The sequence below is a fragment of the Aequorivita sp. IT1183 genome, assembly GCF_058068265.1.
In genome coordinates this window covers 589,939-615,030 of sequence record NZ_JBYRHS010000002.1, presented here as the reverse complement: position 1 = coordinate 615,030, position 25,092 = coordinate 589,939, and the positions used below count along the sequence as shown (strand labels likewise).

General features: G+C 36.7%; 17 protein-coding genes and 1 pseudogene. 9 read left to right on the top strand and 9 right to left on the bottom strand.

Going from position 1 to position 25,092, the window contains the following annotated elements; genetic code table 11:
* From AC3RVF_RS05665 to AC3RVF_RS05630, 8 genes are all read left to right on the top strand, one after another.
* On the top strand, window positions 1-2,723 hold a 2,723-nt coding region (locus AC3RVF_RS05665), incomplete at its 5' end, for a DUF7507 domain-containing protein (protein ID WP_489692962.1).
* Window positions 2,724-2,779: 56 nt separating this feature from the next.
* Entirely contained in the window at window positions 2,780-3,721 is a 942-nt protein-coding gene (locus AC3RVF_RS05660; RefSeq protein ID WP_489692427.1) for a PorP/SprF family type IX secretion system membrane protein, read from the top strand.
* Between the two features lie 13 nt (window positions 3,722-3,734).
* Window positions 3,735-5,672, top strand: coding sequence for an OmpA family protein (locus tag AC3RVF_RS05655; protein WP_489692428.1), 1,938 nt, complete (start codon window positions 3,735-3,737; stop codon window positions 5,670-5,672).
* A gap of 137 nt (window positions 5,673-5,809) precedes the next feature.
* Window positions 5,810-7,804, top strand: coding sequence for an OmpA family protein (locus AC3RVF_RS05650; RefSeq protein ID WP_489692961.1), 1,995 nt, complete (start codon window positions 5,810-5,812; stop codon window positions 7,802-7,804).
* A 108-nt stretch (window positions 7,805-7,912) separates the two neighbouring features.
* Complete coding sequence (idi, locus tag AC3RVF_RS05645; protein WP_489692960.1) at window positions 7,913-8,431, top strand: isopentenyl-diphosphate Delta-isomerase; 519 nt, start codon at window positions 7,913-7,915, stop codon at window positions 8,429-8,431.
* The gene (locus AC3RVF_RS05640; protein ID WP_489692431.1) at window positions 8,428-8,838 is read left to right on the top strand and encodes a 6-pyruvoyl trahydropterin synthase family protein; all 411 of its coding nucleotides are present in this window, start codon (window positions 8,428-8,430) and stop codon (window positions 8,836-8,838) included. Before idi ends, AC3RVF_RS05640 begins: the two co-directional genes overlap by 4 nt.
* Window positions 8,838-9,815 (top strand): type I phosphomannose isomerase catalytic subunit, encoded by a 978-nt coding sequence (locus tag AC3RVF_RS05635; RefSeq protein WP_489692959.1) that lies wholly within the window; start codon window positions 8,838-8,840, stop codon window positions 9,813-9,815. The genes AC3RVF_RS05640 and AC3RVF_RS05635 overlap by 1 nt, the downstream gene beginning before the upstream one ends.
* 70 nt (window positions 9,816-9,885) lie before the next feature.
* Window positions 9,886-10,152, top strand: coding sequence for a hypothetical protein (locus tag AC3RVF_RS05630; RefSeq protein ID WP_489692433.1), 267 nt, complete (start codon window positions 9,886-9,888; stop codon window positions 10,150-10,152).
* On the opposite strand, the gene AC3RVF_RS05625 is transcribed toward AC3RVF_RS05630, so the two are convergent.
* The 3 genes from AC3RVF_RS05625 to AC3RVF_RS05615 form a co-directional block, all read right to left on the bottom strand.
* Window positions 10,147-10,860, bottom strand: a complete 714-nt coding sequence (locus tag AC3RVF_RS05625; RefSeq protein ID WP_489692958.1) for a DUF4369 domain-containing protein — start codon at window positions 10,858-10,860, stop codon at window positions 10,147-10,149. The genes AC3RVF_RS05630 and AC3RVF_RS05625 overlap by 6 nt on opposite strands.
* 83 nt (window positions 10,861-10,943) lie before the next feature.
* The gene (locus AC3RVF_RS05620; RefSeq protein ID WP_489692435.1) at window positions 10,944-12,281 is read right to left on the bottom strand and encodes a DUF819 family protein; all 1,338 of its coding nucleotides are present in this window, start codon (window positions 12,279-12,281) and stop codon (window positions 10,944-10,946) included.
* Between the two features lie 44 nt (window positions 12,282-12,325).
* Window positions 12,326-13,252, bottom strand: a complete 927-nt coding sequence (locus AC3RVF_RS05615; RefSeq protein ID WP_489692957.1) for an alpha/beta hydrolase — start codon at window positions 13,250-13,252, stop codon at window positions 12,326-12,328.
* Between the two features lie 235 nt (window positions 13,253-13,487).
* Between AC3RVF_RS05615 and AC3RVF_RS05610 the strand changes: the two genes are divergently transcribed.
* On the top strand, window positions 13,488-14,264 hold the full coding sequence (locus AC3RVF_RS05610) for a S1/P1 nuclease (RefSeq protein ID WP_489692956.1): 777 nt from the start codon (window positions 13,488-13,490) through the stop codon (window positions 14,262-14,264).
* Between the two features lie 20 nt (window positions 14,265-14,284).
* Here AC3RVF_RS05610 and AC3RVF_RS05605 read toward each other — a convergent pair whose 3' ends face one another.
* The 6 genes and pseudogenes from AC3RVF_RS05605 to AC3RVF_RS05580 form a co-directional block, all read right to left on the bottom strand.
* Window positions 14,285-14,635, bottom strand: a complete 351-nt coding sequence (locus tag AC3RVF_RS05605) for a DoxX family protein (RefSeq protein WP_489692438.1) — start codon at window positions 14,633-14,635, stop codon at window positions 14,285-14,287.
* Between the two features lie 132 nt (window positions 14,636-14,767).
* A complete protein-coding gene (locus tag AC3RVF_RS05600; RefSeq protein ID WP_489692955.1) occupies window positions 14,768-18,841 on the bottom strand; it encodes an HYR domain-containing protein in 4,074 nt (1,357 codons plus the stop codon).
* A 190-nt stretch (window positions 18,842-19,031) separates the two neighbouring features.
* Window positions 19,032-20,927 carry a molecular chaperone HtpG gene (gene htpG / locus AC3RVF_RS05595; protein ID WP_489692954.1) on the bottom strand — a complete coding sequence of 632 codons (1,896 nt, stop codon included), beginning with the start codon at window positions 20,925-20,927 and terminating at the stop codon, window positions 19,032-19,034.
* Between the two features lie 372 nt (window positions 20,928-21,299).
* A pseudogene (locus AC3RVF_RS05590) lies at window positions 21,300-21,557 on the bottom strand (alpha/beta hydrolase family protein); the annotation flags it as partial.
* Between the two features lie 42 nt (window positions 21,558-21,599).
* Window positions 21,600-22,757 carry an integrase core domain-containing protein gene (locus tag AC3RVF_RS05585; RefSeq protein WP_489692953.1) on the bottom strand — a complete coding sequence of 386 codons (1,158 nt, stop codon included), beginning with the start codon at window positions 22,755-22,757 and terminating at the stop codon, window positions 21,600-21,602.
* Window positions 22,758-22,859: 102 nt separating this feature from the next.
* Window positions 22,860-25,070, bottom strand: a complete 2,211-nt coding sequence (locus AC3RVF_RS05580) for an alpha/beta hydrolase family protein (protein ID WP_489692952.1) — start codon at window positions 25,068-25,070, stop codon at window positions 22,860-22,862.
* Window positions 25,071-25,092 lie beyond the last annotated feature (22 nt).

Below are 25,092 nucleotides of genomic sequence, written 5' to 3'. Positions count from 1 at the left end.
ATACCTTTATGAACCTACCAGTAGGAGGCGATGTATCTACCAATGATCAGAATCCTGACGGTCCAGCAGGAACGGAAGTGTTCACCTTGGTAAACGGTCCAACAAGTGGTACCGTGGTATTTAATGCCAATGGAACATACATTTATTCACCAGCTTTAGATTTCGTTGGAACAGATACTTTTGAGTATCAAATATGTGATGGTGGAAATCCAATAGCTTGTGATACAGCGATAGTTACAATTGAGGTTATTAGAATTACAATTGGCAATGATCCGCCAGTTGCAAACAATGATACCAATGTAACGTTAGTTGATGTACCAGTGGGAGGTAATGTACTTGTAAACGACTTCGACCCAGATGGCGATCCAATCGTTGTAACAGCTAACACGGCACCAACTGACGGTACGGTAGTAGTAAATCCTAATGGAACTTACATATACACACCAAATCCAGGATTTATAGGAGTTGACACATTTGAATATACAATTTGTGATAACGGAACACCAGCACTATGTGATACTGCAGTAGTTACTATTTATATAATAGATTCTAAGGTCAATATTACTATAGCTAATGACGATGCCTATAATGGTGAATTGAACACAATTATTTCTGGTAATGTATTAGACAACGACAATGATCCAGAGGGAGATAATCAAACAGTTGATGTTACTATTAGCCCAATTAGTGGTCCATCAAATGGTACCTTAGTAATTAACGCCAACGGTACATTTGAATACACCCCAGGAGCTGATTTCACCGGAACTGATCAATTTGTTTACGGTATTTTTGATGATGGAAGCCCTGTTGCAACAGATAGAGCTACAGTTTATTTACTTGTTCAAAAAACACCAGCACCTGCAATAGCAGTAGTGAAAACTGGTATTCTTAACGATGAGAATCAAGACGGTTGTTCAAATGTAGATGAAACCATTTCTTACACTTTTACCGTAACTAATGAAGGAAATGTTCCATTGAGCACAATTACTTTAACTGATCCACTATTAGAAGCACCGAATCCAGTTGTGCCTATTATATTGGTGTCAGGAGATGATGGAGATGGAATACTTCAAGAAACTGAAACTTGGATATTTGCTGCAGACTATGCACTTACACAAGTAGATATTGATGCTGGTCAAGTTACAAACCAAGCTACTGTAGAAGGAACTGAGCCAGATTTAACAGTGGTGAGCGATCTTTCTGATGATGACAGCGTTCTAGAAGATGACCCAACAGTAACTGTAGTATGTCAGAACCCTATAATTGCACTTATAAAAACTGGTGTTCTTGATGATACAAATGGAGATGGTTGTGCAGATGTAGATGAAGCTATAGATTATACATTTAAAGTATTCAACCTTGGTAATGTTACATTGTCTAACATAACAATTACCGATCCTTTGGTAACCGTTGTTGGAGGGCCAATTGCATTAGCTCCTAACACTACTGATGCAACAACATTTACAGCAAGGTATGTAATTACGCAAACTGATATAGACGCTGGATTTGTTGAGAACCAAGCAACAGTAACTGGTACCGATCCTTTAGGTAATACTGTTAGCGATCTATCTGATGACAATAGTGAATTTGAAAATGATCCAACAATTACAAACATCTGTCAGAACCCTGCAATTGCTTTAATAAAAGTAGGTGTTCCAAATGATGAAAACGATAATGGATGTGCAGACCTTGGAGAAACTATATCGTACACTTTTAGTGTTAAAAACATAGGAAACGTTGAGTTAACTAATGTAATTATTACCGACCCAATGGTAGCTGTTATTGGAGGACCGATTATTTTGGCTGCTGGTCAAGAAGATATATCTACCTTTACGGCAGTGTATACAATTACTCAGACAGATATAGATACAGGATTCATTCAAAACCAAGCTACGGCAGAAGGTACTGCACCTAATGGTAATGTAGTATTTGATCAATCTGATGATACTAGTTATACTGAAGATGATCCTACTATTACAGTTATTTGTCAAGACTTGTCAATTGCACTTGAGAAAACTGGCGTATTTGTAGATGAGAATGATAACGGCTCATCTGATGTTGGTGAAACAATTTCATACCAATTTACAGTAACAAATACTGGAACTGTAACAGTCTATAACATTACATTAGCAGATCCACTACCAGGAATTATTATAACTGGAGGCCCTATCGCTCAATTGGAGCCAGGTGAAGTAGATAATACTACATTTACAGCTAGCTATGCTATAACTCAAGTGGATATAGATAATGGTGAAGTAGTAAACCAAGCAACTGCTACAGGAGAGGATATAGATGGTAATATTGTAGAAGATGATTCTGATGATCCAACAGATCTAACCAATTTCGATAACAACGGAGATGGTGATCCGGATGATCCAACAGTTGTAACGCTTCCATTAGTATTACCTACTACCTTTGAAATATTTAACGGTATTACACCAAATGGCGATGGTTTCAATGACTTCTTCTTAATTGAAGGTATTAGTAACTATCCTATTAATAACGTGAAGATATTCAATAGATGGGGAGTACTTGTCTTTGAAACTGATGGTTATGGAGGTTCTAACGACAACGAAAATACTTTCAAAGGTATTTCCGAAGGACGAGTAACTGTAGAACAAAACAAAGAATTGCCAACAGGAACATACTTTTATATTCTTACCTTCCCAGAAGATAATCCTGGCCAAGGAAGTTATAACGGATACTTATATATTAACAGATAGAGAAATCAAAAAAATTCCTGGGAGGAATTTCCCTCCCAGGATTAAAATACATAACTATGAAACACAGTTATCTAACACTACTAATTTTGATTTTACTTGGCACGTTTTCAAGTAAAGCGCAGCAGGATCCACAGTACACCCAATACATGTATAATACGCAGGTGGTAAACCCTGCATATGCGGGAAATCGTGAAGTCTTAAGTTTTGGTTTACTCTATCGTACCCAATGGGTCAATTTTGGAGAGGGAGCACCTAATACGGGAACTTTTACGGTAAACTCGCCTGTGGCCGAAAATATGGGTTTAGGGCTATCTGTTGTAAATGATCGCATTGGACCTTCAATTGAAACCAATTTCAATATAGATTATTCATATAGTATTAATACCTCTGATAATGCTAAACTATCTTTCGGTCTTAAAGCTGGTGTGGATATTCTAGATGTTGATTTCACAAAATTGAATATCTTCGATCCGAATGATCCATACTTCCAAGAAAATAATATAGACAACAAACTTCAGCCGCAAATTGGAGCTGGTGTATATTATAATACTGAAAAGTTCTATGCAGGACTATCTGTACCGAACTTCTTAACAACAAAACATTTCGACGTTGGTAGTATTGAAAATACTCAAATAGAAACTACTGCTGCAGAACGTATGCACTTCTTTTTGATCGCTGGTTACGTGTTCGATCTTAGTGATGATTTAAAGTTTAAGCCAGCAGCGCTTGTAAAAATGGTAACAGGTTCACCACTACAAGCAGATGTATCTGCAAACTTCTTGTTATATGATAAAGTTACATTAGGTGCTGCATACAGATGGAGCGCAGCTATGAGTGGATTAGTAGGCTTCCAAGCTACTGATGGTATTTATATAGGCTTCGCGTATGATTACCAAACAACAGACATAGAAGCTTACAGTGATGGTTCTTATGAAATTATGTTTAGGTTTGAATTATTTAACAGACCAGAGCGCGTACTAACCCCAAGATTCTTTTAAAATAGTAAAGATTATGAACACAATTATACGTAACATATTTATTTTCGCATTGGTTGTTCTTACTGCCGGTAGCGCCTTTTCACAAAAAAAGGATATCCAAAAAGCAAACAAGAAGTTTGATAAGTATGCGTATATAGATGCGCGAGAAATCTACTTGAAAGTTGTAGAAGATGGATACGAGTCTGCTCAAATCTTTAAAAATTTGGGAGATACGTATTATTTCAATAGTGATTATTCAAATGCGGCAAAATGGTACTATAAACTAGTAAACCAATTTCCCGATGAAACCGAACCTATATACTATTATAAAGCTGCCCAGTCGTTAAAAAGTTTAGGAAAAAACCAAGAAGCTGATGCCCTTTTACAGGATTATTTGGCAAAGGGAGGTACTGAATTTGTAGTTAATAATTATGTTGACGATCCAGAATATTTAAAGAGTGTTGTTTTTAACTCAAAAAACTTTGGAGTTGATGCAGTATCTGTGAATTCTCCCACTTCAGATTTTGGACCAGCTTTTTATATGAACAATAGAATAATCTTTGCTTCTGCTGGACAAACAGTTACTCCTAAATTCGATGATTGGACTCAAGAACCATATTTAGACCTTTTTATTGCAGATAGAAACGCCGATGGAAAATTAAGTAATGCAGTTCGAGTAGGAGGAGATGTAAATACTGATTATAACGAATCTACACCTACCTTTTCGAAAGATGGAAATACCATGTATTTTACAAGAAATCAAATCTTAGATGGTAAAAAGGACTTTGAGAAAACTAATAAGTTTAAAACACTAAAATTAGCAATTTACAAAGCTACTAGAGCAGGTGAGAACACTTGGAAAAATATTGTAGAATTACCTTTTAATAATGATAGCTATTCTGTTGCTCATCCAGCTTTGAGTCCGGATGAAAAAAGATTGTATTTTTCTTCAGACATGCCGGGAGCCATTGGAATGAATGATATTTGGTTTGTAGAGATTTTGGGAAACAATAGTTATGGCCCCCCAGTAAATTTGGGACCCAACGTAAACACGGGGGGTAGAGATTCTTTTCCGTTTGTTAGCGACAATAACAATCTATATTTTTCAAGCGATGGTCGTTCAGGACTTGGTGGATTCGATATTTTTGTAGCTTCACTCGATGAAAAAGGTATGCCTAGTACAGTTCAGCATTTAGGAGAACCTTCTAACAGTTCTAAAGATGACTTTGGTTTTATTATAAACGAAAAAGATCGTATAGCCTATTTCTCTTCAAATAGAAGTGGAGAGAGAGGAAGTGCTGACGATGAAATTTATTTAATAAAAGAGTCTTGCACAATTACCATAAAGGGAATCGTATTTGATAAAAACACAAAGGAGCCAATAGCTGATGCACAAGTAAGCTTACTTGATGCAAACAATCAATTGGTGAATCAAACCACTTCTGAAATTGATGGCACTTATAGCTTTATAGCTGGATGTGGTATGCAATACATAGTTAGAGGTGTAAAAGTAGACTACACGCCTTACGAAACAACTATTAAAACTCCATTCGTTACAGGAACAGTAGATGTTCCTATTCCATTACAACGTATTGGGTGTGATCCTAATGACTTAAACTGCATTTTGAAACTGCAGCCAATCTATTTCGACTTCGACAAATCTTTCATTCGTCCAGATGCTGAAATTGAATTAGCTAAGATTCTTGCTGCGCTAAGAACATATCCTCAACTTAATATCGACATAGAGTCGCATACAGATTCACGTGGTAATGATAGATACAATCTAGCTCTTTCTGAACGTCGCGCACAATCTACCCTTAAGTGGTTAGTAGGTAAAGGCATCGATAAAAAGAGACTATCTGCAAAAGGATATGGTGAAAGTCGTCTAATAAACAAATGTTCAAACGGCGTGAGTTGTACTGCTGAAGAACATCAACTTAACAGAAGATCCATGTTCATTATAAAGGATTAATTTCAAATTATAAATACTTAAAAAACAAACCCCGGACTCCCTAATTTGCTTAATGAATGTGAAGATCTAACTCACCATAGAATAGAATGAGTGCTTTAGACACTTAGTTTATAAAAACATAAGTAAGCTTTTCAATAATGGATGCAGGTTTAAATGTAAATTGTTTTTTAAAAACGCAGTATTTTATTATACTGCGTAATAGTACGTTAGTAGTTTTAATGTTGTTCACAAACTTGGTGTTTTCCCAAGAAGTAAAAATAGCCAAGGCTAATGAGCAGTTTGATAAATATGGCTATATAAATGCTCAAGAGATCTATCTAAAGGTTGTTGAGAATGGTTATAGCTCTGCTGAGATTTATAAAAAACTTGGTGATACTTATTATTACAATAGCGACTATGTAAATGCTGAAAAATGGTATTTCAAACTTCTTAATGAATTTCCAAATGGTATTGAAACTGAATACTACTACCGTATTGCGCAAACTTTAAAAAGTGTAAGCAACTACGTGAAGTCTGACGAAATAATGAATATTTATTTCAGTAAGGGCGGCGGAGAAAAGAATATAAAAAAATTCGATAACGATCCTGAATATTTACTAAGCTTAGGCGTACATCCATTTAAATATATAATTAATAGTGTAGCCATCAATACGCGATGGTCAGATTTTAGTCCAACGTACTATAAGGATAAAATCGCTTACTCATCTACTTCCCAAGAGCGTTCAGAATTAAAAGCGCATAATTGGAACAATATGCCTTACTTAGATCTATATACTGCAGATGTGGATGCTGATGGTGGACTTTCTAATCCTAAATTATTAAAAGGAGATGTTAACACTTTCCTCCATGAATCTACTCCTGTTTTTTCAAAGGATGGTAAAACCATGTATTTTACTAGAAACAACTTTAAAGATGGAAAAAAAGGGTATGATAAAGAAAGGGTAATTAGATTAAAAATTTATAGAGCTACTTTAAAAGAAGATAAAAAGGGTGAAGAATCCTGGGAAGATATATTAGAGCTTCCTTTTAATGGGCAATCTTTTAGTACAGCTCATCCTGCTTTAAATAACGATGAAAAGCGACTATACTTTGCTTCAGATATGCCTGGTGGTTATGGTAGGTCAGATTTATATAGAGTAGATATTATAAAAGATTCCGTTGGTGAAATTACCTACGGAGTTCCAGTAAACCTAGGGCCAGAAGTAAATACAAGGTCTAGAGAAACATTTCCTTTTATCAGTGAAGATAACAATCTTTATTTTTCTAGTGACGGCCATTTTGGTAATGGTGGGCTCGATATTTACGTGGCAACCTTAGATAATAATGGAAACTTGACTCAGGTTTCTAATTTTGGACCTCCCATAAATACAAATAAAGATGACTTTGGACTGATAATCAAAGAATCTAAAGGGGCTGGATATTACACTTCAAATGCTGCCGGTGGACGTGGTGCTATTGATGATGAAATTTATTATTTCTATGAAAAATGTGTGATGACAATCAATGGTATCGTTACTGATATTGATACCAAAGAATTACTTCCTGGTTCTGAAGTATCACTGCTTAGCGCGGACAATAGAGTTATTGAAACAGTAACCGTCGGTGAAGATGCCGCATTTAGTTTTACCACAGAATGTGACACAAGATATATTATTAGAGCTACCAAAAAAGAATATTACCCAAAAGAAGAAGTTGTTGAGACTCCAAAAGTTGGAGGGGTGATAGATATTGATATTCAATTAAAGCTAAAGCAGCCTTGTCCGCCAAACGATTTAGGTTGTATGCTAGAACTTCAACCTATTTATTTCGATTACGATAAAGACTTTATTCGTCCCGATGCCGAAATAGAATTGGCCAAAATATTATATGCAATGGAACTTTATCCAGAGCTAATAATCCACATTGAATCGCATACAGATTCAAGAGGTAGAGATGCCTATAACATGAAGCTTTCGGAAAGAAGGGCTCAATCTACACTAAATTGGATAGCAGAAAGAGGCATCGACAAATCTCGTTTGACTGCTAAAGGTTACGGAGAAACTTTACTGATAAACCAATGTAGTAACGATGTAGATTGTACCGAAGAAGAACACCAACTCAATAGAAGATCAATGTTTATTATAAAAAATTAGGCTGACCAGATTATGTTTATGGAAAAGCGTTCAATAGATACTATTGGGCGCTTTTTACTTTTAGAACAGCCGTCCTTTTCGTATTTTTGAACCCTAAGGCTTTTTAATATGATTGAAGAACAAGTTATCCTCGTTAATGAAAATGATGAGCGATTGGGCTTAATGCCCAAACAGGAGGCGCACGAAAAAGGTGTTCTTCATCGCGCATTCTCAGTTTTCGTATTTAATGATAAAAATGAATTGATGTTGCAACAACGGGCGCTTCACAAATATCATACACCAGGATTGTGGACAAACACTTGCTGCAGTCATCAGCGCGATGGTGAATCATCGCTTGATGCTGGCAAAAGAAGACTTTTTGAAGAAATGGGTTTTTCCACAGATTTGAAAGAAACAACTTCATTCATCTATAAAGCACCTTTCGAGAATGGTCTAACCGAGCACGAATTAGATCATATTCTGATAGGACACTTTGATGGAACGCCGCAAATTAATCCTGAAGAAGTGGCATCATGGAAATGGATGGAGATGGAAGAAGTGAAAAAAGACATTAATAACAATCCGGAGATATATACGGCTTGGTTCAAAATTATATTCGATAAATTTTATCAGCATCTATCTGTATGAGCCTAACTGTTTATAGAAAAGCGCATTTTAACGCAGCCCATCGCCTTTATAGAAAGGAATGGGATGATGCTAAAAACCTAGCTGTATTTGGAAAATGTAGCAACCCTAATTATCATGGACATAACTATGAGTTAGAGGTTGGAGTTTCTGGTGAAATTGATCCAGAAACAGGTTTTTTAATGGACCTCAAAATTTTGAGCAATATTATAAAAGAAGAGATTGAAGATTCATTTGATCACAAAAATTTGAATATTGAAGTTCCAGAATTTAAAAACTTCAATCCCACGGTGGAAAACATAGCCGTGGTAATTTGGAATAAAATTAGAAATCGAATCGATTCGAAATACGGCATTTCAATAAAATTATATGAAACACCCCGTAACTTCGTTGTTTATAACGGAAAGTGATGGTTACAATTTCACCTTTATATCCTTTTAAATTTTACCCTATACTGAAACAAAAAGTTTGGGGAGGAAATAAATTAAATGAGTTATTTCATAAACATGGAAATGATAATATTGGCGAAAGTTGGGAAATAACTGGTGTTGAAGAAAATATTTCAGAAATAGAAAATGGACCACTTAAAGGAAAATCCTTAAGTTGGTTATTAGAAAATTATAAAGAGAAATTAGTTGGAGAGAAAGTGTATAACGCTTTTGGCAATCAATTTCCATTGCTATTTAAATTTATAGACGCCTGCGAAGATCTATCAGTTCAAGTGCATCCGGACGATTCTTTAGCGAAACGACGACATAATTCATTCGGAAAAACTGAAATGTGGTACATTCTCGATGTTGAAAAGGATGGGAGGCTAATTGTAGGTTTTAATCAGCAGATGGATCAAAGTATATATCTTGAATCGCTCTCAAAAAATAGGATTACTGAAATACTAAATTCTGTGCCAGTAAATAAAGGCGAAGCTTTTATTTTAAAACCAGGTACAATCCACGCAATTGGTGCTGGCGTTTTACTGGCTGAAATTCAGCAAACCTCAGATATAACCTATAGAATTTACGATTGGAATAGACCCGACACTAACGGACAGATGCGTGAATTACATACAGATCTAGCCTTGGAGGCGATAGATTTTAGTGTTTCAAAATCTAAAGTAGATTATTCTGAAGCGAAAAATGCTCCCACTCATATTGGAACAACAGATTTTTTTTGTGTGAATAAACTAGTGCTCTCTAAAAGTTACACTAGAGATTTAGAACAAATACCCTCATTTACAGTTTATATGTGTGTGGAAGGGGAAGCAATAATTGAAACCGACGACTTTTCAGAATCAATAAAGATGGGTCAAACAATTTTAATTCCGGCTCAATTACCTGAAATAAAATTTATTACAAATTCAGCAAGCTTTTTGGAGGTGTACATTCCCTAAATGTTCGTACCTTTGCCCGATTTAAAAAATAACCGAGAATAACTAATAGCAATATAAATAACGAATAAAAATGGCAAACGTAAGAGATTTAAAAAAAGACATTAACTATGTTTTGGGCGATATTATTGAAGCTGTCTACATTTGGGAATTAACCAATGCTGATAAGGATAATAAAAAAGCAGAAGCACTTATCGATGAAGCAATCATCACTTTTGATGATCTTATAACAAAGGTAAATCAAAAGGATGTTGACAATAAAAAGAAACATTTTAATACCGTACACGCAGAACTTGAAGAACGCGGTAGAAAACTTATAGATAAGATTAACGCACTATAAGATAGTATCACTCTTTTTACGCATTACAATAAAAGACTCCAATTCCTTACCGTATTTGGAGTCTTTTATTTTTGGTGCAAGCGCATTATAAACGGTATCTAAATATTTTATATTAGTATTATAAGCTTCACTCAATACTAAATAAGGAGCTACTTCGTAATCTTTATTGTTTAGCGCAAAGTTTATTGTTGTAAAATATTTACTGCTAATCAATGACCGTTGCTTTCGGTTTAAATCCATTTCTAACGAGTCGTTATTTTTCTTTCCGCTTTTAAGACGTTGCTCAATGTATTCTAAATTTTTTACAATGTAGCGTTGCTTGATTTTATCGAATTCTTTTAAAATACTATCGTTTTCGGAGCCTTTTACAACTGCAGCGTTTCCGAAATTTTTCAGGTTCGTTTGAATATTGATTGGTCCGCTTTCAGCAAAAAACGTTATACGGTCATCGCGTAGTGTTCCGTCCTTCAATCTCACATATAAATAATAGATTTCTGGACTCTTCACCTCTTCAGAAAAAGTAAATTCCGAACTCCCATCAACAATAATTGAGTCTACAGTAACTAACAAAGTATCTTCGAATTTTTGCAGAAGTATAGTGCCTTTCTTCAAGCCTTTTACATTGCCCGTAAGATTCATCATGTCTGTATTTGTAGAACAGCCAATTAAGGTCAGAAATACTATTGTAATAGAAAGGAAATAACGCATTTTGTATTTTTTTAAAGGTCAGGCTAAGGCTGAAAACAGCTTCGGTTTACGAAGCTGCAAATATGGATATTTTTTTTGAAATTTTATCCGCCAGAAGCCAATTGCATTAAAACTGTACATAAAATTGCTGCCACCGTTCCTATAGCATATCCGAACACAGCCAAGAGTACGCCAACCGTCGCTAATGAAGGGTGAAATGCTGAAGCAACAATGGGTGCCGATGCTGCGCCACCAACATTGGCTTGACTTCCAACGGCCAAGAAAAAGTATGGAGCTCGAACTAATTTGGCTACTAAAATCATTATTCCGGCGTGTACTGTCATCCAAACTAATCCTATAACAATAAGCCACATATTGTCGAAAATTAGCGTCAGATCCATTTTCATTCCGATACTCGCCACCAAAATGTAGATAAATACACTTCCAAATTTACTTGCTCCAGCACCTTCGTATGTTTTTGCCTTGGTAAAGGAAAGTAACACCCCAATAATTGTAGTAATGGTTATCATCCAAAAGAAACTAGAATCTAGGAATGTAAATATGTTTCGGGTTATGCCTTTTGGAATTCCATCTACTACCGAGGTAAAGAAAGCACTTATATAATTCGCTCCAAAATGTGCGAAACTAACAGTCCCAAAAGCGATTGCTGCTAGAATCATCAAATCCTTCAAAGTAGGATTTCGATCTACCTTTTTAGAATATTCTGAGACTTTATCTTTTAAGTTATCTATAGCAGAAGTGTCTGCCTTCAGCCATTTATCGATCTTTGCCGATTTCCCAATTCCGAAGAGAACAATTGCCATCCAAATATTTGCAACAACAATATCTACGAAAACCATTCCGCCGTAAAGCTTTTGGTTGTAGCCGTAAATTTCTAACATTGCGGTTTGGTTAGCACCGCCGCCAATCCAACTTCCCGCCAATGTGGATAGCCCACGCCAAACTGCATCGGCTCCTTCGCCACCTACAGCCTCTGGATGAATTGTACCTACAATTAATACCGCCAAAGGTCCACCAATTACAATACCTGCAGTACCTGCCAAAAACATTATTAGTGCTTTTGGTCCCAAATTATAAACTCCTTTTATATCTATACTCAGCGTCATTAATACCAATGCTGCAGGTAATAAATAACGGCTAGACATATAGTATAAACTAGATTCTCCTACAGTTGGCTCACCAGTTTCTGAAACAGAAATCCATTCTGGTGAAATAAGTCCGGAGGTTGTAAATAGGGCGGGGATGAAGTACGCCATAAAAAGCGCTGGAACAACACCGTAAAATTTCTTCCAGAATCCTTCTTCTTTTGAGGATGTGTAAAAAATGAAGCCTAAGGCAATCATTAATATACCAAAAACGATAGTGTCATTGGTAAAAAGGGGAGTAGTGTCCTTTATAATTTCGATGGCTGTATCCTGCATTTTTAATGGTTTTGCTGCAAAATACAATTATTTTTTAATTTGAATTATTTTTTGATGAAATCGCTAATTATGGTGATCACTTTAGGAATAATGGGAAGATTGTAAATATTGTAGGACTTGCTGTTTTCCAGATCATTACCCTCAATTTCTTTTAAGATATGATTCATGTCTTGGATAATTTCATATTCTGCATCGGGCTTAGCCTGTTGCAATAATTCTGCTTCGGAAACTTGCACCTGAATATCCTTTCCGCCATTAAGTATTAATACTGGTATATTGAGTTTTGTGATTTCAACTTTTGGATTGTATTGCATCCACGTATAAATAAAAGGTTGTATTTCCTTTCTAAAAATGGAAGCCAAACCTGGACTGTAATTATATGCCACCCCATCAGCTCGAAGATCGTCAAATGAAGTTCGTGCGCTGTCTACAAGTCCCGGTGCCTGTTGGGATAATTGGTCTACAATTACATCGTCTATTTCCTGCCCAGCTCCAGCTATGGAAATAAAACCATCTGCACCATTTTGTGCAGCTACCATCCCAATAAGCGATCCTTGACCATGGCCAATTATATATATTTTTGAAAAGCGTTTGTCTTTTTTAAAGTAATTAAGAATTGCAATAGCATCTCCAATAAAATCGTCAAACCGAATGTTTTTTTCATTTAGAGCGTTGCTCTTCATTTGTTTTACAATTCTTTTATCATACCTAAAGGAAGCAATATCATTTTTGTAAAGTCCTTCAGCTAATAATTTTAGTGAATTGTTAACCATCATTTGTTGGTTTCCATTTCTATCTGTTGGACCACTATCTCCAATTAGTATTGCCAACAATTGCTTTTCATTGGTTTCGGGAATTAAAAGAGTTCCATCAATGAGTGGCGTAATTTTCAGGTCTTCAGAAATGTAATTTTTGTTCTGTGCCGTAGCTATTCCTATGAAAAAAAGAAAAATTATAAGAATTCGTTTCATAAGTATTTTTTTAGTCCCTACAGATTAATGGTATGCTTTAACACAAAAAACGCGGTAATATTGCTTTGTATTCACCCCAAGCAAAAAAATGTAAAGTGGCGAAAACGATTATAAATGTAGCTAAATGCGTGCGTATAATTCTTTTTATTTTTTTGAAAAGTTTAGAATCAATTTTGAAGTTATGGTTGCTATCTTTGCTTCCATTAAATTTTGATGGAAAATTAAAGTTATAAATATGAAAAGAGTTGTTGCAATTATATTGGTCTTATTATTTTCAAATAACATTTTTGCCATAGACGATTGGGGTAAGACAGGCCATAGAGTAGTTGGTGAAGTTGCCGATGAATATTTAAATAAAAAAGCTGGAAAGGAAATCGCGAAAATATTAGACGGACACTCCCTAGCTTTTGTAGCAAATTATGGTGATGACATTAAAAGTGACCGTAATTATGATAAGTACCGACCTTGGCATTATGTAAGTTTTCCATTTGGGGACAAATATGAAACTCATCCTAAAAGTGAAGATGGCGATATAATTCAGGCAATTGAAAATTGTATTTCTGCACTAAAAAGCGAAAAGTCTACCAAAGGTGAAAAGGCTTTTTACCTTAAAATGTTGGTTCACTTTATGGGAGATTTACACCAGCCTTTGCATATTGGTTTAGCTGAGGATAAAGGGGGAAATGATTTTCAAGTTCGTTGGTTTAAGGATGGCACAAATCTACACGCTGTATGGGATTCAAAAATGATCGATTCGTATAATATGTCTTATACAGAACTAGCTGCAAATACCGATGTACTTTCGAAGCAGCAGGTAGCTGTTATTCAAAAAGGCACTGTTTTAGATTGGATGTATGAAAGCCGTGAGCTTTGTGAAGAGATTTACAAGAATACTGAAGTTGGTGAAAGCCTAGGTTACGGTTATATGTATAAGTATACAGACACTTTTCGCTTTCAACTTCAAAAAGGTGGAATTCGTTTAGCAGAAATTTTAAATGAAATTTTCAGTTAAATAAAGAAATCTTCCTTCACCTAAGTATATAAATACGCCCAATACATTAGTCCAAATTGTAGTGGCAGTCTTAGAAGAAGCAACCATTTAGGTAGTTTCATCGCTGCTTTTTCATTTTGGAGCATATAAATGTGAATAGGTATAAACACTATTAGCATTGCAATAATTCCCCAAGCTGCTCCTTCTTGGGTGTTTTTATTCATTAGCATAAAGCCAAGCACCATTTCTACCATACCGCTCAACATTACCATTGTACTTTGAACAGGAATATACGGAGGCATGATGCGCTCGTATATTTTTGGTTTTCGAAAATGATTCATTCCGGCAAGCACAAATAGCACTCCCATTAAATATTGATGCCAAGGTAACATAGCTTATTTTTAAGATTTTAAAAGTAATCTTTTTGAGGCTCTTGTCATGCTTCATTTTACTAAAAAGTGAAAGCCTCCCTATTTTTAGTAGGAAGGCTTTCTTTTTTAAATTGATTATTTATAATAGAAAAATTAGTCTTTAATTAAACGCTTCACTGTACTAGCGTTATCACCAATTATCTGTACCATATAAATTCCAGCGGCAAGAGATGAAACATCTACTGCTTTTTCGCCTTGCATTGTACGAAGGTCTACTTGGTTTACAAGTCTTCCGTTTATGTCATAAATCATCAATTTCTCTAGAGAGATGTTGGTCTTGTTAACAAGGTTTACAACATTGCTCGCTGGGTTTGGATATAAAGCCACACCAGCTTCCAAAGAGTTTTGATTCACACCAAGGACAGATAGAACTGAAAGTTCAAAATCACAAGATGACATATTTCCGTATTCATCAGTAGCGGTAAAACTAATAGTGTAAACACCATCAGGCAATGCCGTACCTGCAGCAGGAACTTGAGTTGTATTAGTAACTGGGTCTGTACAGTTATCGTCAGCTATGGCTTCTCCAGTTGCAAAATAATCTGGTAAAATATAGAATATATTACCTGGTCCTGGATCAACTGTTTGGTCTGCAGGGCAAGTAATCACTGGAGCCAATCTGTCAACAACAATAATGTTTGCTGAACAAGAAGCTAAATTGCCACTTCCGTCTGTTACAAAAACAGTAACTAGAATTGGCGCTCCTATATCTGCACAACTTACGGTAGGTACATCTACTGCAGCGGTAGCAATTCCACAAGCTTCAATTACACTGTTGATAATATCATAAGGATCAATGGAAGCAGTACCGTTAGGGCCTAATTCAATAACAACATCAGTATTTGTGTTTGCGTATGAATAATTTATACCCCAAGAGTTAAGTGTACCTGTATCACCACCCGCAGCATCAGAAATAGTAATAATCCAATTACCCATTGTGCTTTCACCATTGAAAGCAGAAAGAGGATTGTTAGGTGTGAATGTACCGTCAATTGTTGGTACTCCAGCACCACACTGGCTTTCTACTGGGCCTGTTCCTGCATCATCAAGTGTAGCTAAGATATCATCTCCACTACAACCAAATCCTGATCCAGTATAACCTGGTCTATCAACTATTGTAACAGATGTGCCGGCGGGTGAGGTAATTGTTGTACTAACATCACCAACCCAAGAATGCGTAACATTTAGATTAATATTTAAATCTGAAATAATTACATCTTCAGCTATAGTTATGCTTGAAGTTACTCCAATTGGATCACCATCTGGAATAGCTAATGCAGGACTGTCAGATACCGTTGCGCTAACTGTTGGCTCTGGGCCACAAGTAATAACAGGTGCAATATTGTCTATTACATTTACAACTGCCATACAGGTAGAAGAGTTTCCACTAGCATCTGTAACAGTTACCTCAACAATGTTTTCACCTAAATCTGCACAAGTGAATTCTAAACCAGAACCACCACTAGTTACATAATGGATAGTTCCATTCCAAATACGTGGTGAAAATACCGATCCAGTAAATATTCCTGAAACAGCTTTACCTAAGGCTAACGATAGGTCTGCATTGTCGAAGCATTGATTTCCAGGACATCCGGTTCCGTTAGTGTAGTTTACATCAACATCCATCGTAATGGCTATACCATAGGTGGTATTTGCTGTTAACGTAACTGGTGTTGCAAGAACGGCATTGCTAGGAAGATCAGTTCCAAGAGCGGTACCGGCACCTGAACTTTTAGGGGCTCCCCAAGCAGCGGCATTGGTTTCATTGCCAACGTGAGTTCCCACCAAGGTGTAGAAATTTAAATTGAAAGGACCTGTAGCATCCGTATTTACATCAAGATCGGTGATGTCAATATCATTTGGTCCTACGGTAAGGTCATACATTACAGTCCAGTTTGCAGATCCGCCATTGTTTGTAGCGAATAAAGTAGTAAGAGAACCCATTGTTCCTCCACCAACACCTCCGGCAGTAATGGTATATCCACAAGCTTCATTTACACCAGTAACAAGATCGTTAGGATTTACAGAAGCCATTCCATTTGCATCAAGGAAAACATCAAGTCCTCCACCAGCTGCAGATTCATAGCTTAATAAGAAGGTGTCAACACCAGCTCCCCAATTCCATCCAGCATTTTCATCATCAAAGGTGAATCGAACTTGAAATGCTGCATTTACAAAGGCAGAAACATTTATATTTCCAGTGTTTGTAGGATTTGTATCTGCATTGTCGATAATAAAAACTTGTTGCCAAGCAGTACCATCCCAAACTTCAGCAAATAAAACTCCTGAGCCAGCAAAATCCTGAAGTGCATAATCAAACGAAAGTTGTACGTTGCTTGCACTCGTTAAATCATAGACAGGAGATAAAAGACTCGCTATATTTGCAGTTCCAGGTCCAGCGGCATCATCGTCAAAAATTGCTGCATTGGTTGTAAAATCACCACCAGTTGGCATATCTCCGCTTCCAAAGGTCCAATCATGTCCGCCAGAATTAATTACAGTAGTCCATCCAGTTGGGATGGTAGCACCTTCAAAATCTTCAGATTCAGAGAAAATTCCAAAGCCACCTACGCAGAATACTTCAGGAGGAGTAACATCCTGAACAGTTACTGTTGAAGTACAAGTTGCAGTTCTTCCTGCCGTATCGGTAACGGTCATTGTTATGGTATTAGCACCAACATTCGAGCAATCGAATGAAGACATGCTTAAAGTTCTAGACGCTATGGCGCAGTTGTCCGTAGATCCGTTATCAATATCAGCAGCTGTAATTGTTGCCATACCAGTAACCGGGTCTAAATCTATAGTGATGTCCTGGCACATTGCAACAGGATTTTGATTATCTACAACCGTAACTACAAAGTTACAAGATGAAGTATTGCCATCGCTATCGGTAACAGCCATTGTTACCGTTGTATCGCCCACGGGGAAAGTACTGCCGCTTGGTGGTGTTGCTACAATATCGCCAGAGATGTTGCCATCTTCGGTGTCAAAAGCTATTCCTGCAAAGTTAGCCACGGCACCACAGGTCCCGGGTGAGTTGTTTGCAGTTATGTTTGATGGACAAACTATAGTTGGTGCGTTGCCTATAATAGGGAATCCTGCAACATTAAGTTGAAAGGGCCCGGTAGCTGAACCGAAACCATGAACTAAAACATAATAAGTAGTTGCTGGAGTAGTGGCAAATTGTACTCTACTTTGCAGACCACAAAAATCATCATTGCCAGTTACGCATATAAAACCTGCACAACTTCCACGATATACACTTAGTTTTGAATCATAAGCAGTTGAAGTACATAAATCTAGCGTAACAGTAGCACCGGCACCGCTATTATCGGTAAATTTATACCAAACTCCGGGTGCAGTTACGGTGGTGATACACGTTGGCGCTGCATCTATAGACGCAAAAACAGTTGTTCCGTTTATTGGTCCATTTCCGGCAATCGTAATAGCGTTCGCACATAAATCATTTGGTGGGGCAGCTTCTGCTTCTATTTTTAAGGCGAAATTATTTAAAACGCCGCCAAAAGCTCGTGCGCATCCATTGTTGGCCACTGCGCTTCCACATCGTTGAACAACGCCGGTAGGTGGATCTCCCGCGGGTTGTGAGCCAATTGCTATATTTTCATTTAATATCCAGTAAACATCATTTCTACTTGCGTTTAAGGCAACTGAAATTTCATTGTCTGTCTCAGAATAAATATTAACATTGGGCAATGTAAAAACTACCGAATAAATAGAGCCTATTGGGCCAGGGGTTACAGCTTGTGTTACTGAAGACGCCGGAATTAAAGTTCCGGGACCGCTACCGCAAGCACCAGCCGCTCCGTTGGTGGTGCAATCTGTATAAATACGTAGGTTTAAATTGTAAGGAGCATTAGAAGCAAGATTAAAAACTTCGACAGTAATAGTTTGTAAAACTCTATTTGTTCCCGCTAGTACTATAGCATCCGCCATAGAGGTGTTTGGACCATTTGCAGCGGCCGTTATTTCGGCTCCATTTGCCCCAGTATGGCTGGTTTCATAAATAGTTGATACGGCACGCGATTGTGTTGTTTGAATCTGTGAAGATTGCACATTACGAATTCCCGTAGCTAACCTTTCTTCTTGAGCTTCTGCGAAAAGCGTCGCAAACAGCGTCAGAAGCAAGAAAAGAGTAATTTTTTTCATAATTAAAGTTATTTATAGTTATACCATTAAAAGTATGTTAAATATTTGAAATTAGCTCCTTTATGAAAGGTTATTTCTATGAAAATTTAAAAATTTTAAGAAAATTATTATTTTTTATTCATCTCTGTTCATGAAAAAAGCCATTACTGTAGATACAGTAATGGCTTTCAGGTAATTAAGATGCTTGTTTTTATTTAATCATTTCATAACTACGCTTTATAAAAGCTGTGAGTTCTTCACCTTTCAATAAATTTTTGCTCAACCTTGCCAAATCTAGAGCTTGACTTACCAAGCGTTCTTTTTTCTTTTCGGTTTTGGTGTTCAAAATTTCACCTATAAGTTCATTATTAGTGTTCACAATTAAATTATACATATCGGGGAAGCCTCCCATACCAAACATTCCGCCGCCGCCGCCAGTTTTCTGCATATCTTTCATTCTTCGCATAAACTCTGGCTCGGTAATTATAAACGGATTTGCATTGCTATCCAAGGCCTCCAACTGTACGCTGAATTTTTCCTTCGGAATAACGCCCTCCAAAAATGTTTTCAAAGTTTCCTTTTCTTCATCAGAAAGCTTAGAAATCTGCTCTTCGTCTTTTTTAATAATGCTTTCAACGTGATCACTATCTACACGTACAAAAGAGATTTTTTCTTCGCTTCCTTCTACCTTTTGAAGTAAATGTGTAATAATTGGTGAATCTAAAAGCAATACTTCATAACCTTTTTCTTTGGCTGCTTCAATATAACTGTGTTGTTCTTCTTTATTAGAGGCATAAAGAATTACAAGATTACCATCTTTGTCAGTCTGCGCATCTTTTATCTTTTCTCTTAATTCTGGAAAAGTAAAGTATGTATTGTCAACCGTTGGGTAAAGTGCAAAATCTTTCGATTTTTCGAAGAATTTATCTTCGGTCAACATTCCGTATTCAATTACAATTTTAATATCGTTCCATTTCTTTTCAAAACCTTCACGGTCGTTGTTGAAAAGAGTTTTCAGCTTATCTGCAACTTTACGTGTTATGTAGCTAGCAATTTTCTTAACTGCACCGTCAGCTTGTAAATAGCTTCGTGAAACGTTTAATGGAATATCTGGACTGTCAATAACACCGCGCAACATTGTTAAAAATTCAGGAACAATACCTTCAACATTATCTGTAACAAAAACTTGGTTTTGATAAAGTTGAATTTTATCCTTTTGAATGCTCATATCGTTGCTCATCTTCGGGAAATAAAGAATCCCAGTAAGATTAAACGGATAATCTACATTTAAGTGAATGTGAAAAAGTGGCTCCTCAAACTGCATCGGGTACAACTCTCTGTAAAATGAATTGTAATCTTTCTCTTCAAGTTCTGTTGGCTGCTTTGTCCAAGCCGGACTTGGATTGTTGATAATATTATCAACTTCCGCAGTAGGCGCTTCGTCTTCTTCTTTAGCATCTTCAGGCTTTGGAAGGGTTTCAGTGCGTGTTCCAAATTTAATTGGGATTGGCATAAACTTGTTATACTTCACCAATAATTCTGAGATGCGGTTATCTTCCAAAAATTCGGTAGAATCTTCAGCAATGTGAAGAATAATCTCTGTACCTCTTACTTTTTTATCTGCTTCTTCTAAAGTGAATTCTGGCGAACCATCACAAGCCCAATGAACCGCTGGCTCATCTTTATAACTCTTTGTAATAATTTCTACCTTTTCTGCAACCATAAAGGCAGAATAGAAACCAAGACCGAAATGCCCAATAATCCCGGCATCTTTACCATCTTTATCTTTGTATTTTTCAAGAAATTCCTCTGCTCCGGAAAAGGCGATTTCGTTGATGTATTTTTCAACCTCATCTTTGGTCATCCCAATTCCTTGATCTATAATGCGAAGTTGTTTTTTCTCTTTATCCAACTTTAATTCAATCATCGGATTACCGTATTCAACTCCTTCAGCCTCGCCAATGTTGGCCAAATGCTTCATTTTTAAAGTTGCGTCGGTAGCGTTCGATATTAATTCACGAAGAAAAATTTCGTGATCACTGTATAAAAACTTTTTTATCAGTGGGAAAATATTATCCACTGATACATTGATAGTTCCTTTGCTCATTTTCTTAGTGTTGTTTTTAATTCCAGCGTAGGCGGAAATCTTATTATACTTAAATTAATTTTCTTGAATTAGTATAGTCAAAGAAAGTACCAATTGATTGGATGCTGACACGTTGTCACAGAAAATTTTAAGTGATGAAAGGGTAGGGGGAAAATGAATTAAACGGAGTGTTTAACAGTTATGAAAAAATTCAACTAAACTTTAACAAAACATTGTTTAATCCTTTAACAATTAGACTAAACAAAGTGTGGTATATTTACAGGAAGTAATCGAGTATTAAATTGCTATGAAAAAGTAAAAATATTCAATTATTTAATTGGTTAGGTTGTTTAAGAAGGGCGCATTAATTTGCGCCCTTTTTTCTTTTTACAACTATTTCTTTATTTCTTCGGTCAGCTTTACATCATTTTCGGCTTTGTTCTTCACGTATTTATCAAGCCATTGATCTTGTTCCCAAAGCACATGAAGCACGCTTTCTTTTGCGCTATAGCCATGACTTTCCTTCGGAAGCATAACCAATCGAGCCGTTGCACCTAAACCTTTTAAGGCATTAAAATAGCGCTCACTTTGCAATGGGTAAGTACCCGAATTATTGTCTGCTTCGCCGTGAATTAGCAACAACGGACTTTTGTTCGTTAAGGCACATAGTTTACAAAGTTAAAGTCACATGCTTTACACTAGATTCTGACTTAGTCTAATTGATACTTGTTTATCTCTTATGCTATTTTCATTAAAGTACCCTAAAAATACATCTCTATAAAATACTCTCCAAATTCCGTTTCCCTGATCTTCAACACCGACGTATTTGCCCTTAAGTCCAGCATTTAAATATACCCAATAATACGACTTCCACCGCATGGCTCCATTTTGGCATACTTTCATCACTTTCATTGTTGCTGGGTAATCATATTTTGGGATCTTTTCAGGGTATGGCCTGTTGGAAAAATCATGGCAATCTGCTGGGGTTTTCATTCCTAAAGCTTCGTGGGGTCTAATGTGATTATATTCTTTTACAAAACGATTTAAACTACGTTGTTGGGCCTTTAAATCGAATGATGAGGGTTTGGCGCAAGCTGCCTTTAAATCACGGTGCATACGCTCGTGTCGTCCATTCTGATCTGGTCGTGCGGGATCGGAATAAACCGGGTCTATTCCCAGTTCAATAAACCAATAAGATAGCCTGGTATATCTTTGAATAGCAGCTACAGATCCAAAGGGACTTCCGTTGTCGGTATGTATCTGTTTTGGAATGCCATATTTTCTGAAAACCTTTGTAAACTCTTGCTTAACAGAGATAAAATTTTCTTTGTAATGTCCTTTGGCAGTAAACAAAAACCTACTTTTGGAATCGGCAATAGTAAGCGGATGACAGTATATTTTATTACCCATTAAAAACTTCCCCTTATAGTCTGCGCTCCAAACTTCATTGCACTTCTTGGGATCGAAAATTGGATACACGGGCTTGACTCTTCTGCTTCGTTTTTGAGGTTTAACTAGACCATTTTTAGAAAGGATGTTGTGGACCGTGACCACACTTGGGATAAGTTCCTCTGGATACTGTTTAAACAACAATATGCGGATTTTTTTGGCACCCCAGAGCATGTGTTTGTTCTTTAATTTTAAAATTGAATCCGCTACTTTTTGATCGGTTCTGTTGGGGTGATTAATCGGGGCTCTTTCTTGCTCAATTAAGCCCGATAATCCCATTTTTTCATACCGAGAAATCAATTTGTAAGCGGTAGGTCGCGATATATTAAATGACCTACAAAGTTCTGTGATGGTGTAATTTTGGGTTAACCATTCGTGAATAAATTCTACCTTTTGTTCCATTTTAGTTTTTGCTTTCCAGACCATGATAAATCGCTTTTTCAAGCAATTTATGAATCTTAAAAGTGTAAACTATGTCCCTTTAACTTTGTAAAGGATGTCCCTTTACCGTACCCTTTTCATTTTGTCGGCATGCATAAAAGGTGATAGGGTGTTGTATGTTTCCGGCGAATCCCAATAGCTGCGTTCTTCACTTTGAAAACCGAAAGGAGTTAATGTTCTATTGTAAGCGCCACTTCGCGCAATTCCAGCTGCAAAGAGATTAGAATGGCTTAATAAATTTGCCACCATAAATGCGCCGTAGGAATGTCCGCCAACGCCAACGCGATTTCTATCAATATAGCCCATTTTATCAACCGCATCAATGGCAGCTTTTGCATTGCCAACTAACTGCGTTCTGAAAGTATCGTTGGGTTGCTCATCGCCTTCACCCACAATTGGGAAAGCGGCATCGTCCAAAACCACATAACCTTGCGTTACCCAATAAATAGGCGATCCGTAGTACGGATAAATAAATTCATTTGGGTTTGTAGTGGTTTGTGAGGCACTGTTTTTATCTTTAAATTCACGTGGATACGCCCAAAGAATCATCGGCATTTTTTCTTTCTTTTTTACATCATAACCAATTGGTAGATACAAAGTTCCTTCCAGTTCCAAGCCGTCATCGCGCTTGTAAGTAATAACTTCTTTGTGGACGTTTTGTATGCTTTTAAAAGGATTTTCAAAAGAAGTAACTGGCGTTAAATCGTTCTTCTTTTTAATATTTCTGAAGTAATAATTTGGGTATTCATTCTGCGATTCTATGCGCACCAAAATTTTCCCTTTCTTCATATCTATTGCCGAATTGAGGTTTTCCAATTTATCGGTATATTCAGATTGATAGATGCGTTTAGTTTGCTGTGTTTTTAGATTGAATTCATCTATAAAAGGAAATTGTCCTTTTTCCGAAAAGCCATCGCCCATTAAAAAAGCGTTGCCGTTTTCTAATTCGAGTACTCGTTCGTCAAAATCGTTTCGGGTGGTTACAAAATTCCCCGGATCGTTATATTTATCTTGATAATTTCTGTCGAAAATAACCTTTGGTTTTTCCGAAGCATTAGACGGATTAAAAATATAACTTTTCGTGTTTCGGTCGTTCCACCAATAATCACTAGCAATTGCTAATTTATCATCGCCCCAGGTAATGCCAGAATAACGGTTTATAGTTTTCAGAAGTAATTTTTCTTTTCCGTTGAAAGGAGCTTGCAATTCATAAACTGCGTCGCGAAAATCTACTTTTATTTCAGGATCGCCTTTATCTAAAGCTTCTGCCCAATAAATAGTTGCGGGTTTATCTGCGCGCCAATTCATACTTCGTTTCCCCATTCGGGTTGCCATAAAACCTTTTGGTTCTACTTCGTTTAACGGAACATCATTTACTTTTTGAATCAGTTTTCCGTCGCTGCTGTAAATAGTACTTTCAAATGGAAAACGGTTGTAAGGCACAATATAAGAGAAGGGTCTTTTAAGTGAATTCACCATTACATAGTTTCCGTCTGGCGAAAAATCGATATCATCGTACATTGCAGTGGGAAGAAAATCGGTAACCGATCCTTCCACAGAAATCTTCTTTATTTCTGAAAGCGCTAATTGCTCAAAATTGTATTCGTCGTTTGGGCTGCTTAGCAAATCTTGGTAGGTTCTGTTTTGGGCTTTTTCACCATCACTAACTGTAACTGTTGGTCCTTCGGGAATTGCTTCGGAAGTGTTTATTAATTCTTTTCTATCCTTCGCAATTACGTTTACCAAAAGCGCTTCCCCGTCTTTAAACCAATTAATAGGATTGCCCATATTGGCGTTTACTTTTAGAGTGCTGAGTTGTTTGGCAGTACCTTTTTCAATATCTGCAAGCCAAACATGTACGCCGTTTTCCGAAGTATTTAAGAATGCAACCATTTTCTGGTTCGGAGAAATGGTAAAACTAGAAATCCTTGGGTTTTCGGGGATTCCCGATACTTGCCGCGCATCTTTTTCGGTGGCTTTTTTCACCATTATATTATTATAAAATCTTGTGCGGCTACCAATGTTTGTTTTGGGGTTTATTCGCAGTCCTCCCAGACGTAACTCTGGCTCGGATAGTTCAGCGATTGATTTATAGGCATCGCGATAAAAGAGAACGACATTTTCTCCTTTGCTATCAATCCAAACGGATGGTGCTAAAGGAGCATCGACTAGTTCTAAAATTTCTTGTGGAGGTTTTTGGTAGGTTAGTTTTTCCTGAGCAACAAAATTTGAAGACAAGACAAGGAACCCGATAACTGCAATGATTTTTTTCATATTAAAAATTTTAAGGACTAAA